Origin of the sequence: Streptomyces sp. NPDC046977, from assembly GCF_040644455.1 — a bacterium.
GTDB lineage: Bacteria > Actinomycetota > Actinomycetes > Streptomycetales > Streptomycetaceae > Actinacidiphila.
In genome coordinates, this window is sequence record NZ_JBEYWO010000014.1 from 157,310 (window position 1) to 170,156 (window position 12,847).

Genomic DNA, 12,847 nt, shown 5'->3' on the forward strand with positions numbered 1-12,847 from the left:
AGGGTGCGCCGCAGCCGTCCCAAATAACGGGACGGTGGGCTCTTATGTGCTCCACGCTAACAGACCGCTGGGCCGTTAATAAAGTTCCGGCGGTCCGTTATGATGTAACGGTGGCCACACCGGCCGGAGGAAGCCCGAGGAGAGGGGGACCGGAACCGTGACGCGGATCGAGAGCCGGGAGCAGAGCCCGGGCGCTGCCGCATTCCAGCGCGCCCGCCGCCCCGAACAGCGCGAACAGCGCCGCGAGGCGATCCTCGACGCCGCCGGGACACTGCTCCGCGAGATGCCCGCGTCCGAGGTCAGCCTGCGCGAACTCAGCCGCCGCGTCGGGCTCTCCAAGTCCAACGTCGTGCGCTACTTCGAGACCCGCGAGGCCGTCTTCCTCGAACTCCTCGACCGCTCCATCGGCGAGTGGCTCGACGCCCTGGAGGACGAGCTGCCGCCCGTGCCGGGGCCGGACGGGCCGCCCGTCGCGTCCGGCACGCTCGCCCGGGCCTGGGCCGGCTCGCTCGCCCGCCGGCCGCTGCTGTGCGAGCTGTGGAGCATCCTGGCCGCGGTCCTGGAACGCAACGTCTCGGTCGAGTCCGTCCGCGCGTTCAAACTCCGGGAGGCGGACCACCGCGCCCGGCTGGCCCGCATGGCGGGCGACCGGCTGCCGGGCCTGGACGAGCCCGCGGCGATGGAACTGACCCGCATCTCCGTCGTGCTGACCGCCGGGCTGTGGCCGTTCGCCAACCCGTCGCCCGCGGTCGTCGAGGCCACCGGGGACCCCTGCCTCGCCGAGGCCCGCGTCAACTTCGGCGAGTCGCTCGGCACCATGCTGCACGCCGCCCTCAAGGGACTCCTGTGCGGGCACGTGACGCCCTGAGGGCCGGGCCGCAGCGGGCTCGCGCAGCTTAGCCGGATTCGTCACCCTGGGTGGCGGCTTCGCCCCGGTTGCCCGGGCCGGGCCCCGCCGCCGTACCGTGGGCACATGGCCGTCCCTGACCTCATCCGCATCGTCTCCCGCTCCTCACCCATGGCCCTCGCTCAGGTCGAGCGGGTCCGCGCCGAACTGACCGCGCTCCATCCCGGGCTCGCCATCGAGGTCGTGCCCGTGACCACCTCGGGCGACCGCTGGATGGGCGACCTCGGCCGGCTCGGCGGCAAGGGCGCGTTCACCAAGGAGGTCGACGCCGCGCTCCTGGAGGGCCGGGCCGACCTCGCCGTGCACTGCGTGAAGGACATCCCCGCCGACCGCCCGCTCCCGGCGGGCACGGTCTTCGCGGCGTTCCTCAAGCGCGACGACATCCGTGACGCCCTCGTGCACCCCGGCGGCCTCACCCTGGACGCGCTCCCCGACGGCACCCGGATCGGCACCTCGTCCGTCCGACGGGTCGCGCAACTGTCCGCCTCGCACCCCCAGTTGACGTGCGTACCGCTGCGCGGCAACGCCAACCGCCGCCTGGAGAAGCTGGAACAGGGCGACGCCGACGCGCTCCTGCTCGCCGTCGCCGGCCTCGAACGCATCGGCCGCACCGACGTCATCACCGAGATCCTGCCCGTCGAGACGATGATCCCGCCCATCGGCGCGGGCGTCCTGGCCCTTCAGTGCCGCGAGGACGACTCCGCCACCATCGACGCCGTCAGCGACCTCGGCGACCCCGACACGCACCGCGAGACCACCGCGGAACGCATGCTCCTCCACGTCCTCCAGGGCCACTGCAACAGCCCCATCGCCGGCTACGCCCGCGCGGAGCGCGACGGCCGCCTCTCCCTGCGCGCCCGCGTCTTCTCGCCCGACGGCAAGACCGTCCTGGACGCCCACGAATGGGCGGGCCCCCTGGACCCCGCCACACTGGGCACCTCGGTCGCGGTGGCCCTGCTGCGGCAGGGGGCGCGCGAAGTGATCGACAGCATCGCGCACTGAGGTACTGACGTACCGTCAGGTGGTGGCGGTGGCGGGCCGCCGCTTGCGGTCACGTCCGCCACCGCGTCGCAACCCCTCCCCGCCGGCACGGCCCGCAACCCGTACGCGATTCGCCCCACCGGTCGAGACGACGTGGACGTGACGCCTCCCCGCGTGCCACTCCGCCGGCACCTCCCGGTCCGCCCGCCCGAACACGAGCAGCGCGCCCGCGTGACGTGCCGGGACCCGGCCGCGTCAGGGCGTCCCCCGTACATCGGCCCGGGCGACCGCGGCGAACGCCCGGTTGGCGACCCCGAACCGCCCCATGGCGGGCCGGAACGCCCCGCGCACGTCCTCGATCCCGGCGCCGGAGAGCAACGGGTACGCGGCCCCGAACAGATCCATGACCGTGTGCGCGAGATCGCCCGCGGACGGCGGCGAGTCCGGCGTCCATGGGGACGGGTGCCCGCCGGGCGGCCACCAGGTGGTCCGCCTGCTCCTACGGGTGCGCCGCGCGATGGCCGACCGCCGAGGCCAGTTCCCGTGTGGCGGTGCGGCAGGCCGCCATGAACTCCACATACGCCCCACGGCGGTTCTGCCGGTGCCACCGCCGGTCGTCGCGATCCCGCTGACGCGTGACCTGCCGGCGGATCGCCGCCCAGGCGAGGCCGCCGGTGACGACCGGGCATGACGCTCCCCCTCCGCGGGCCCGCACGGGTCCGTACCCGTAGCCCGCCGCGGGCACCTGGCACCCGCGCCGGACCCGGTGTCACAGCCGCCTGCCATGATCCGGCCATGGAACTCGCGCACCCGCTCGACGGACTCGACGCTCACCCCTGGGCGGACACTTCTCACGCCTACGGCTCCGCGGACGACCTGCCGCACCATCTGCGCGCGCTGGCCGGCGGCGACGACCAGGCCGCCGAGCAGGCGATCTCCGAGCTGTACGGCAGCGTGCTGCACCAGGGCACGGTCTACGCCGCCAGCGCCGAGGTGGCACCCTTCCTGGCGCGCGTGGCCGCCGCCGGGCACCGTACGGCCGACGTGCTGATCCTGCTCGGCGGCATGGCGGAGAGCCGCGACGAGCATCGGGTGGCGCCGGGCGCGGTACGGGCCGCGGTCGCCCGGCAGTTGCCCCTGATGCTGCCGCAGCTCGACGCCCCCGACGCCGCGATACGCCAGGCCGCCGCCTGGGCCGTCGCCCGGACCGGCGACGGCGGGGCCGTGCTGCCCGTGCTGCGCCGCCGCTGGGAGTCCGAGCGCGAGCCGCTGGTGCGGGCCGAACTGCTGGGCGCCCTGGCCCGGGTCGACCCCGTCGCCACCACGGCCGCCGCGCGGGCCTCCCTGGACCCGGCGCAGCCCCCGCAGGTGCGCGTCGCCGCGGTCTTCGCCTGCCTGGACGCCGGCCTGCCGTGGAGCCCGGAACTGCACACGGCCGTCCTCGCGTTGCTGCCCGCGGACGGCCATGTCTCCGGTCGCCTCGACGAGGACCGTACCGAGCCCCTGTACGCGATCACCGCGGCCCTGCTGCGACGTGACACCGCCGCGGACCGCGAGGCGGCGGCAGCCCTGCTCGACACGGCGCTGCGCGACCCGCGGCCCGAGGTGCGCAGCGAGGCCGTGTGGGCCGCCGACAACGCCTGCCGGATCTCGCGCGGCGCGCCCGCACGTCTGCTGCCCGCGATCGTCGCCTTGGCCGCGGACGCGGAGACCCTCCCCGGAGCGCTGTCGCTCCTGGCCGAGTTCGGGCCCGCCGCCGCGGAGGCCGCACCGGCCCTGGCCGGCATCGCGGCAGGCGACGGCGACCTCGCCGACCGGGCGCTCGCCGCGCTCGTCCGCGTCGCGCCCGGCCGGGCCACCCGCTTGCTCGCCCGCGACCTCGCCCGGCGGCCGCGCGCCCTGGACCAGGCCGCGGGATTCCGCTCCCAGGACATGCCGTCCCTCCCCTTCGACGCCGCGTTGCTGGAGGCCGTCCGGCTGCGGCTCACCGCGGACGATCTGTGCGGCAATGAACCCGTCCATCTCACCGGGCTGTTGGCGCGATGGGGCGCGCGGTCCGCGCCCGCGCTGCCGGAGCTGTACGCGTCGCTGTCCAGGTTCCCGCACCCCGCGGCCCGTGCCGTGGCCGCGATCGCGGCCGACTGCCCCGCCGCCGAGCGGGAGCGCGCGGCGGCCGCCCTGCGCGACGTCATGGGAAGCGGCACCCTCGCCGTGGCCCAGGCCCTGTACGCACTGACCGGCGAGAGCGGACCCCTCCTCGACGCGCTCGCCCGGCTGCTGGCCGGCAGCACCTCCTCGGTACGCGAGGCGGCCGACGCGGCGCGCGAAGCCGGCCCGGCGGCGGCCGCCCTGGCGCCCGCACTGCGCGCGTTCCTGAGGTCGGAGGACCCGCGGGAGAACGTACCGGCCCTCGAAGCCGACGTGGCCGTGGCCGCCGCCCTGTGGGAACTCACCCAGGATGCCGAAGCGGTGCTTCCCGTCCTGGAGACGGTGTTCTCCCGGACCGCCGGCAACCCCTGGTACCGCTGGACGGCCGTGCGCGCGGCCCGCGCTGCCGCCGTCCTCGGCCCGGCCGGCCGCCCGCTCGTACCCCGGCTGGCGTCGCTGCTCGACGATCCCGACGCGGCACCCGCGGCCGTCCTGGCGCTCCTCTCGGTCGCGGAGCCGGGCTCCCTGGACCGCTCCGCGCTGGCCGGCGCGGCCCTGCGTTCGGCCGAGCACGACGCCGACGCCGCCGGGGCGTGCGAGGCCCTGGAGGCCTTGGGCGCGGGCGCGTTGACCCCGGACCACATACGCCGTCTCACGGACCTGGCCCAGCGGGATCCCCGGGTCGTCCGCTCGGGCCTTGAGGACCGGATCGTCCGCGACGACGAACGGTTGCGCCGGCGCGCCGGCCTGCTGCTCGCCGCGGCGACGACCGGGTCGGGGTGAGGCGTCGGTGACGGCGCCCGCTACAGCGCCACCACCCGGGCGATCAGCCCGACGGCGATGAGGGCCGCCACGGCGAAGATCAGGAAGAGCGAGACGACCTCCCACGCCGTCCGCACCTCCGGCGGCTCGGTGTAGGAGATGCCGGCCGTGGTGCTGCCCTCGCACGGGGGAGTGGGCGTGGGCGGCACACCTTCACGGTGCGGCCGCAGTTGCGGGGCGAGCTTGGGGCCGTCGTTCGTGGTCGCCATCCCTATCACTCCCGATGTGCTCCCGGTGTGCGGATGACCGCGGCACCTCGGGCCCGCCCGGGGACGGCGGCCCTGCCGCGCTCCGCCCTGTCCTTCGATGGTAGGCCGGGCGGCGGGACCGTGCCCGTCGCGGCGGCGATGACCTGTGGGTTCCCGCGGACGGCCGCCCCGTGCGCGGCGGGCCCCCCCGCTGTCGAGGGGCCAACCGCACGCGGAGACCGGCCTGTCGGCGCGTACCGCGTCCGGACGCGGTACGCGGCACGGACGAGTCCTCACGCAACGGGCGTATTCCGCGCAGGCCGCTGCGAAACCCGGAAAACACGCGAGCCGGGCATCACGCCAGTTGACGGAAGTCAACCTATGGGGCGCCTGAGGGACGTGTGGCGCGACAGAGTAATCTGCGCGCCAATGGCATCGGATAACGACAGCCTGGAGATCCAGTGACCCAATCCCCCCGATTCCGGCCGCGCCCCGGCGTGCTCATAGCGGCCGCAGCAACCAGCATCATCGGGCTCGGCCTCTGCGCCGCGCCTGCCTCGGCGCACACTCCCAAGTGGGACGTGAGCTGCTCCGAGGTGACGTCCGTCGACCTCAAGGCCTACAACGGCCGTGTGGAGAACACGGTGACCATCACCGTGGACGGCAAGGACCTTCTGCCGACGACGACCTTCGGTTCGTCGTTCGAGAAGGACCACCTGCCCCTGCCCCCGCACACCAGCGCGGTTCAGGTCAGCCTGGTCGTCAAGGCCGGCGACGGCCAGCAGTACTCGTTCAGCGACACGAAGACCGTTCAGGCCTGCGAGGGCGCGCCCCCGCAGACTCCGGTAACCCCGTCGCAGAGCGCGACCCCGTCGGACACCCCGACCACCGAGTCGCCCGCGCCGAGCGCGACTCCGACCGTCGAGGCGAGCCAGAGTGCCTCCGAGGCGGCACCCTCCCCGGCCGGTGGCGAGTCCTCGCCCGCCGCCGACCTTGCCGAGACGGGTGCTTCCAGCTCCACCCCGCTTCTCGCCGGTGCCGCAGCCGTCGCGCTGCTCGCCGGTGGCGGTCTGCTCTTCGCGAACCGCAAGCGTCGCGCCGCCCGTCACTGACGAGCCCCGCACGACACCTCGTTCATAGGCCCGGGTGCCGGCTCCTCCTCAGGGAGGACCGGCACCCGGCTGCTGTTCCGGCCGCCCCACCCGTCCCGGAAGGACCGAAGGACACCGTGACCACCCCGACCCAGTCCGCCCCCGCCTCAGGAACGGCACTCGACGAACACGCCGACACCGTCACGCCGTCCTCGTGGGCGGTGCTGCTGTGGAACGACCCGGTCAACCTCATGGGATACGTGGTTCGTGTCCTCGTCCGCATCCTGTCGGTCAGCGAGGACGAGGCGCGCCGGCTCATGCTGCTCGCCCACGCCGAGGGCCGGACGGCCGTCTTCAACGGCGACCGCGACGCGTGCGAGGTCGTCGCCGCACGCCTGATGGCGGCGAGCCTGTGGGCGACGGTGCGGCATGGCTGACTCCGTCTTCACCTGCGACGGCGACACGATCCTCGTCGCCCTGCGGCAGCCGCTGCCGCGCACCCTTCTCCGGCTGGCCGACCGCGTCGCCGCCGCGCCGAGCCCCGTGCAGGGGCCGGACCACCTCGTCGAACTCGCCCAGGACGCGGCCGACGACCCGCTGCGGCGCTGGGAGGCCGACGCCGCGGCCGAGTCGCTGCGCGGCCGGGTGGCCGACCGCGTCGCGGACTCCGACTGCTCCGTCACGGACGTCCTCGCGGCGTCGGGCTCCGTGGTCCACGCCCGGCTCGACGACGAGGCCGCGGACCTGTGGCTGGAATGGCTCAACCGCCTCTACGTCGCCGTGCGGGCCGCCGAACTCGACGGCATCGCCGTCGGCGACGGCCAGCCCCTCGACATACCGGGCAGCTACCTGCGCGAGCCCGACGTCGTCGCGCCGCCCGGCTTCGGCCCCGAGGGACTGCTCGTCGGATCGCTGATGGCGCAGTTCCTGGACGCCCTCGACGAACGCGACACGGGGCGCCCGTAGTTGGACGCGGCCACTGGCGTCCGGCGATAAATCCTTGGTCCAACGGTGCGCTCCCGTGCCAGAGTGAGCGCACCGAGGGGCGTAGCTCAGCCCGGCCAGAGCAGCGGACTCCAAACCCGCACGCCGCAGGTTCAAATCCTGCCGCCCCTGCAAGAAGCGGCGCACCGCATGCCCTCTGAACTGCGACGGTTTTGGAGTCAGTGACACAGGGGACGAACATCGGTCGCCTGAAGGGCGTCTGGGCCGCGTCCTGGGAAGTGATCCACGGGTTCCTACCTGATCGGGGTGAGGGGCCGGATACCTGGCAGGGTGCCGCTGTATGCCCTCGCCGAGGAGAACCTGGCAGCGGCGAGTCCAGATCTGCTGCGCGCGGTCCTGATGATCAGCTCCCGGAATGGTGGTCAGCTGGCAGAAGAAACACGGACGCGCCCATGGCGGAGAGCAAGAGGAACGCTCCGGCGGAGCCACATCCGGGGAAGCCCACATTGCCGGCGGCTAGAAAGCCGAAGCCACTCGCGGCCAAGAGGCTACGGGCAGCAGCAAACCAGCGGCGCGCTCGTGCGTCACGGACAAACAGCGCGAGGGCTCCGGCGGCGAGAAGGGCAACGAGGACCGAACCAGTCCAGTGAGCAGGCATTCGCCTAGTACCCGGTTGCGGAATCGGCCTGCGCGGCCACCGACTTGGGTCCGCAGGAGAGACGGGCAGCTTCACGCGCGACAGCCAGATGGGTGCGGGCCCATTCGCGGGTGCCGTGGATCGGCGTGCCGCACTCGATCAAGCCCCCGCCCTCGATCGTCCAGCTCTTGGCGTGCCCGATGGTCACGGCCTTCGAGCTCGGGCACGCGTACCGGAAGTCTGCCTCTACGATCTGAGTCTCCCCGTACTCCACAAAGCGGCCTGCCGACTCCGAGGAGATGGCCCGGCTCTTGTTGGGGTCCTCTGACTTCCTGCTGACGTCGGTGAAGGCATAGCTGTTGGGATCGTCGCCCGCTTCAGCCTCGCCTATCCATGTGGCCAGGGAAAGCAGCACGTCACGCGAAGGCAGCGCGGGTCCGCTCGCCGAGACGGAGGTCACGGGCCACGATACCCGGTGTATGGGAGCTGGATCTTTGAACTCGCCGCCGCCCTTGCCGAGCGTCAGCACCCCGGAGAGCGCGGAGAGCCGAAGAGGTTGCTCGACGTTGAACCACTGGTAGGTACCGTTCACGCAAGCCCTCGGGCCCGCCACCGCAACCGTCGCCGACGCCTTCGGTTCGGGGTGCGCGGTCGTTGCGGTGCACGCGGCGTTGCCTGCGACCGACAGGGCAGCGACGAAAGCTGCAATCCAACGCCTCATGGCGAGCGATCCTCACGTGATGGTGCGGCAGCGGGCCTTCGAACAGAAGCGAGGGGTCGCCGGAGGATCGCATAGTAGGCGTAGGGGGGTGGCCAGGCGATGCCGGGGCCACCATGGCGACGGCTCTCGTCCAGCGAGACTCAGCAGGGAAGCTCTGGTTTTGGGCCGGGCTGCTGTCTCTCTGCTGTTCACCGAATCGGGCACCGACCGGTTCGAGAAGTCCGCGTTCCCGTGGCTGGCCCGTATCCGGGTCATGGTGCAGGGCGGGGGCGGGGGTTCCGCCGGGGCGAACGCCGCCGAGAACCAGTGCATCGTGCGGGCGGGCGCAGCCGGAGCGGCGACTCCGAGTCGATGATCGACATGTTGGCCCTGGGCGCCGTGGAGACCATCGCCATCGGCGCGGACGGAGTCGGCGAGATCGGCACCCCCCGGCAGCGCGGGCGGCACGTCGTCGTTCGGCGGCGTCGTGTCCGCGCCCGGCGGTGACGGCCGGTCCACCGTCGAGATCTCCGGGGTCGCACTGGACGCGGTGTCCGGCGTGCCGGGGCCGGGCGCCGGCATCGGGCAGATCGCCCAGGGCGGCGGCGGAGGCGGCGGCGCGATCCGCCTGTCCGGGACGCAGGCCTTCGCGGGCGCGGGTGGGGAGAGCCGACTCGGGCACGGCGGCTACCCGCGAGCCAGCGAGGGGCCCGGCACGACCACTCGCGGCTACGGCGCGGGCGCCGGTGGTTCACTGTCGTTCGGCGGTGACGGGGCCGGACTCGACGGGGGCAAGGGCGTCGTGATCATCGAGCTGTACGGCTGAACCGAAGAATCTGACCTACGGGCTCTCGGAGGTTTCGCCGGCCTCCGACGTGCTCGGAGCGGAGGGCCGATAGCCGCGACAACGCGAGGTCGGACCTTCCGCTACGTGCTGCACCCACCGCGGCTCGACTTCACGGCCGTTTTCAAGCGTGAAGGTTGCCGGACCGTCGACGGAGACGAAACCGGCGGCGGCGAATGCCTGGGCACCGTCGGGGCTCGCCACCTCGTAGCCCGCGCCTATGGTCTGAAATCCGAAATGAGTGTGCGCGAGTAGCGCCGCTGCCCGGTACAGTTCCGTCTCCATCTCAACGGTGCGCGTATGGGGTGCCAGCCATCCGCTGATCTGCCGGAGCACGGGATGCAACTGCATGCACCCGGCGTATCTGCCGTCGTCTCGGCGTACAGCGACGAGATACTCCCCTTCACCCTTGATGTCGAAGGGGATAGCCAGCAATTCCCTCGTCCACGGCGCCGCACGGAGGGAGGCGGGGTCACCTGGACGCAGATTCAGGATGGCTTCCCGGATGCGGTCATCAGCCAAAGGGACAGTCGCCGCGTTCTCGGGCATCCCGACAAAATGCTGCGCTTCAGGGTCCGCGGCGGCAGCCAGCAAAGCCGCGATGTCCAGTGCCGTCTCCGGTGTGTGGAACAAGAACTGCTCTGTCCAGAGAACGTGCCGTCCATAGGCGCAGATGCCCGGCAAGGGCAGCAGCGGCCCCACGCGCTTTCGTCGCAGCCTTGACCACACGATGCCGCCCCCCTTGGACCTGCCGCGGCTCCCCAGCCGCGGACAAGCTGAAAGTGTAGGCAGCCGATCTGGATGGCCTTCATGGTGGGCCGGACACAGCCGTCGAACCTGTCCGGGACGGTGTCCGCGCAGGCCACGTCCTTCTCCGTCCGGACGTCCGGACATCAGACCCGCTGGCGGGCCGTGAACGCCCCTCACCTCGTCGCCCTTGTCCGCCCTGGAGCCGTCTTCGAACGCAGCGGCTTGTCGAACGCCCCAGCAGCCAGGTTTCATGCACGGCAGCATGAGCGATCACCATGGCGTGATTCACTGACGGAGAGTACCGATGAGGCTGCTTCTGAGCTCCTGGTTTCTGACCCCCGACAGCCGTCCGTCGGCGCTGCCCAGCACCTTTCGCACCGGCAGAGCAGGCATCGTCTTGAACGCGCTCGACGAGTACGGCGGCTCCCGCGCCCGCGATTACGCCCGCGAGTGCCGCACCTTTGAGACTTTCGGCTACGCCTGCGAAGAACTCGATTTCCGCAACTACTTCTCCGCCCCCAAGGAACTGCCCAAGCGCCTGGCCGACCTCGATCTCGTCTGGGTTCTGGGCGGCAACGCATTCGTCCTGGCCCGCGCCATGACCCAGGCCGGACTCCGTGACGCCCTCCAAGAGCAGTTACATCGGCCCGAGTTCACCTACGGCGGCTACTCAGCGGGAGCCTGCGTCGCAGGACCGGACCTCCAAGGCATCGACCTCATCGATGACCCCACCGTCCTGCCCGACGGGTATCCGCCGACCACCTCACCGGAATGCCTCCGCCTGCTGCCCTACCGGATCGTTCCCCACTGGCGATCCAACCACCCCGAAACGGAAGGTGCCGAGCGAGCCGCCGCTCATCTGGCCGAAAGCGGGCTCCCGCACCGATGCCTGCGGGACGGGGAAGCGGTCAACGTCCACAACACCACCGAGCCGGCCATCTGACCGCCACCTCCTTGATCCACTGGTCTTGACTATTACTCTACGGATGGAGCCACGTTGAGAGCCTTACCACTGGCGGTTGCCACCCTGGCTGTTGGGCTGCTTTCTGCCTGCACGGGTGGGGAGCAAGCACCGGTCGGCTACAAGACGTATCCGGCGCCCTCCATCCTGCTGACTGGTGAACACAAATGTGCGGCTGGCACGTACCGATGGGAGCACATCAAGTTCGAGTCGGTACTGGCAGCCGCGTCCGATGCCCAAGACGTGGAGATTCCTGCACGCCGAACGGCGATGCTCCATCTTGAGGCGAGACAGGTTCATCCGATGCTGACGTCGATCTCGCCTGCCGCGGTCGAAGCCGGCGTCAACCCTGCGGTCGCTGTCCTCTCACTGGAGGCCACGACGAGTACTCGGCTGGTCAAGTTCGGTAACCGATTTGTGGTTCCCAGGGACCTTGAGCACTCCACCTTGGGGGTCGCCAACTACGACGACGCCTCTGATCGAGGCCGCTTCGTGTACGCGGTAGGAGCCAGACGTGTGACAGCAGGATTCTCCGTCGTTTGCACAGGAGGCCAGGTTCAGGGAGAGGTGACCACTTGGTCGCGGTCCTTCAGTGCGGAAACCATCCGCTGCGGGGCCGACGAGTCCTCATCGCAGGCGAGCGATGAAGCCGAACGCATGTTTTGCCCTACCAGGTTCCGGCCATGACTGGTGACTGGCGAATGGACCGCATCGGGGCTGCGCTGAGGGGTGAGAACCCGACTGTGCTGCGGCGACTCACGGCGGGGTTCGCGGTGATCGGAGATGTGCAGTTCCTGCCCGGCTACTCGGTTCTGCTGGTGGACGAGCCAGAGGTGCAGCGGCTCTCGGACTTGCCGAGGGCGAAGCGGCTGTTGTTCCTGTCGGACATGGACCAACTCGGTGAAGCGGTCGAGCGTGTCTGTCGGCGGCTGGACCCGGCCTTCCGACGAATCAACCTGGAGATCCTTGGAAACACGGACCCGTACTTGCACGCGCATGTCTGGCCGCGGTTCGAGTGGGAGTCGGCTGATGCAGTGGGTGCCCCGGTGTGGCTCTATCCGCGAGAGCGGTGGAGTGACGAGCAGTTCAGGCTGGGTCCGCAGCACGACGTACTGCGGGATGCGATCAGCGGCGAACTGGACCGGCTGCGCTCGGTGGCCTGACCACGACAGCGGCCTCCCACCCGGCACGGATGGGAGGCCGCTCGCTCAGCCGCCCGGTCAGGCGGGCGGCTCGGTCCGCTCGACCGAGGCTGCGGAGGTGGCGGTCCGAAAATCGGGTTCAGTCGACCCAGGTGACGACGGCGAGGCCTCGTTGGGCGGCGGTGTTGTAGAAGCTCCGCAGCGCGGTGAAATGCTGGACCAGGTAGTCGCGAGGGTGTCCGTTGAATCCCTCGAATCCGCAGGCTTGGGCCGCTTCCGTGCTGTTGGAGGGAAGCAGGCTCAGAGCCTGGTCCAGGTCGATGGCGTTGAGAATGTCGGCGACTTGGGCAACTTCCGTGTGCGCGAGCAGTGCGGGTGGGGCATCGAATCCGTCATAGACCTCGGGATGGTCTAGGCATGCCACGTCACTGCTGTTGTCCCCAGAGATGCTTCGGTCGAGCGCGTCGAGGTGCTTCGTGTCGACGTGAGCCCAGCGGAAGAAGCTGATCAGACCCCAGATCGCCCAGTCCAGGTCGAGGGTGTCGTCCTGCGGCGGGTCCCATTGAGGATCATTGTCGGGAGAGGCTGCCGCGTTCTGCCGGCATTGCTCCAGGTATCGGGGGGTGACTCGTGCGAGCTGCTGCGTCAACGCCATGCGGTGCAGTAGCGCGAACGCCGCTCGGGGTGAGGTCTACAGCCCTCACCCCGAGCGGCCCACGCGTACCGCCCGG

15 protein-coding genes and 1 tRNA gene are annotated in these 12,847 nt (G+C 71.3%); 11 read left to right on the forward strand and 5 right to left on the reverse strand.

Going from position 1 to position 12,847, the window contains the following annotated elements; all coding sequences use genetic code 11:
- The first annotated feature begins 157 nt into the window (after positions 1 to 157).
- Both ABZ883_RS22175 and hemC read left to right on the forward strand, forming a co-directional pair.
- Positions 158 to 868, forward strand: coding sequence for a TetR family transcriptional regulator (locus ABZ883_RS22175; RefSeq protein ID WP_360908548.1), 711 nt, complete (start codon positions 158 to 160; stop codon positions 866 to 868).
- A 105-nt stretch (positions 869 to 973) separates the two neighbouring features.
- Positions 974 to 1,909: a hydroxymethylbilane synthase gene (gene hemC / locus ABZ883_RS22180; RefSeq protein ID WP_360908550.1), complete on the forward strand. Its 936-nt coding sequence runs from the start codon at positions 974 to 976 to the stop codon at positions 1,907 to 1,909.
- Between the two features lie 234 nt (positions 1,910 to 2,143).
- On the opposite strand, the gene ABZ883_RS22185 is transcribed toward hemC, so the two are convergent.
- Positions 2,144 to 2,293 carry a hypothetical protein gene (locus ABZ883_RS22185; RefSeq protein WP_360908552.1) on the reverse strand — a complete coding sequence of 50 codons (150 nt, stop codon included), beginning with the start codon at positions 2,291 to 2,293 and terminating at the stop codon, positions 2,144 to 2,146.
- A 390-nt stretch (positions 2,294 to 2,683) separates the two neighbouring features.
- On the opposite strand from ABZ883_RS22185, the gene ABZ883_RS22190 reads away from it, so the two are divergent.
- Positions 2,684 to 4,819 (forward strand): hypothetical protein, encoded by a 2,136-nt coding sequence (locus tag ABZ883_RS22190; protein ID WP_360908554.1) that lies wholly within the window; start codon positions 2,684 to 2,686, stop codon positions 4,817 to 4,819.
- Between the two features lie 20 nt (positions 4,820 to 4,839).
- Here ABZ883_RS22190 and ABZ883_RS22195 read toward each other — a convergent pair whose 3' ends face one another.
- A complete protein-coding gene (locus ABZ883_RS22195; RefSeq protein ID WP_360908556.1) occupies positions 4,840 to 5,067 on the reverse strand; it encodes a DUF6480 family protein in 228 nt (75 codons plus the stop codon).
- 440 nt (positions 5,068 to 5,507) lie between these two features.
- On the opposite strand from ABZ883_RS22195, the gene ABZ883_RS22200 reads away from it, so the two are divergent.
- The 4 genes from ABZ883_RS22200 to ABZ883_RS22215 all read left to right on the forward strand — a co-directional run bounded on the left by ABZ883_RS22200 (position 5,508) and on the right by ABZ883_RS22215 (position 7,253).
- Positions 5,508 to 6,158 (forward strand): LAETG motif-containing sortase-dependent surface protein, encoded by a 651-nt coding sequence (locus ABZ883_RS22200; protein ID WP_360908558.1) that lies wholly within the window; start codon positions 5,508 to 5,510, stop codon positions 6,156 to 6,158.
- Positions 6,159 to 6,274: 116 nt separating this feature from the next.
- Entirely contained in the window at positions 6,275 to 6,574 is a 300-nt protein-coding gene (locus tag ABZ883_RS22205; RefSeq protein WP_360908560.1) for an ATP-dependent Clp protease adaptor ClpS, read from the forward strand.
- Positions 6,567 to 7,103 (forward strand): hypothetical protein, encoded by a 537-nt coding sequence (locus ABZ883_RS22210; protein ID WP_360908562.1) that lies wholly within the window; start codon positions 6,567 to 6,569, stop codon positions 7,101 to 7,103. Before ABZ883_RS22205 ends, ABZ883_RS22210 begins: the two co-directional genes overlap by 8 nt.
- Before the next feature lie 75 nt (positions 7,104 to 7,178).
- A tRNA-Trp gene (locus ABZ883_RS22215) sits at positions 7,179 to 7,253 on the forward strand.
- 491 nt (positions 7,254 to 7,744) lie between these two features.
- On the opposite strand, the gene ABZ883_RS22220 is transcribed toward ABZ883_RS22215, so the two are convergent.
- Positions 7,745 to 8,440 (reverse strand): hypothetical protein, encoded by a 696-nt coding sequence (locus ABZ883_RS22220; protein WP_360908564.1) that lies wholly within the window; start codon positions 8,438 to 8,440, stop codon positions 7,745 to 7,747.
- A gap of 351 nt (positions 8,441 to 8,791) precedes the next feature.
- On the opposite strand from ABZ883_RS22220, the gene ABZ883_RS22225 reads away from it, so the two are divergent.
- Together ABZ883_RS22225 and ABZ883_RS22230 are read left to right on the forward strand one after the other, a co-directional pair.
- Positions 8,792 to 8,926 carry a hypothetical protein gene (locus tag ABZ883_RS22225; protein ID WP_360908566.1) on the forward strand — a complete coding sequence of 45 codons (135 nt, stop codon included), beginning with the start codon at positions 8,792 to 8,794 and terminating at the stop codon, positions 8,924 to 8,926.
- Complete coding sequence (locus ABZ883_RS22230; protein WP_360908568.1) at positions 8,907 to 9,245, forward strand: hypothetical protein; 339 nt, start codon at positions 8,907 to 8,909, stop codon at positions 9,243 to 9,245. Before ABZ883_RS22225 ends, ABZ883_RS22230 begins: the two co-directional genes overlap by 20 nt.
- 15 nt (positions 9,246 to 9,260) lie before the next feature.
- Here the strand turns inward: ABZ883_RS22230 and ABZ883_RS22235 are convergent, their stop codons facing one another.
- Entirely contained in the window at positions 9,261 to 9,965 is a 705-nt protein-coding gene (locus ABZ883_RS22235; protein WP_360908570.1) for an N-acetyltransferase, read from the reverse strand.
- Positions 9,966 to 10,317: 352 nt separating this feature from the next.
- On the opposite strand from ABZ883_RS22235, the gene ABZ883_RS22240 reads away from it, so the two are divergent.
- Positions 10,318 to 10,956, forward strand: coding sequence for a Type 1 glutamine amidotransferase-like domain-containing protein (locus ABZ883_RS22240; protein ID WP_360908572.1), 639 nt, complete (start codon positions 10,318 to 10,320; stop codon positions 10,954 to 10,956).
- Positions 10,957 to 11,657: 701 nt separating this feature from the next.
- Positions 11,658 to 12,137, forward strand: a complete 480-nt coding sequence (locus tag ABZ883_RS22245) for a diadenosine tetraphosphate hydrolase (protein WP_360908574.1) — start codon at positions 11,658 to 11,660, stop codon at positions 12,135 to 12,137.
- 118 nt (positions 12,138 to 12,255) lie between these two features.
- On the opposite strand, the gene ABZ883_RS22250 is transcribed toward ABZ883_RS22245, so the two are convergent.
- Positions 12,256 to 12,771: a DUF1877 family protein gene (locus ABZ883_RS22250; protein ID WP_360908576.1), complete on the reverse strand. Its 516-nt coding sequence runs from the start codon at positions 12,769 to 12,771 to the stop codon at positions 12,256 to 12,258.
- Positions 12,772 to 12,847 lie beyond the last annotated feature (76 nt).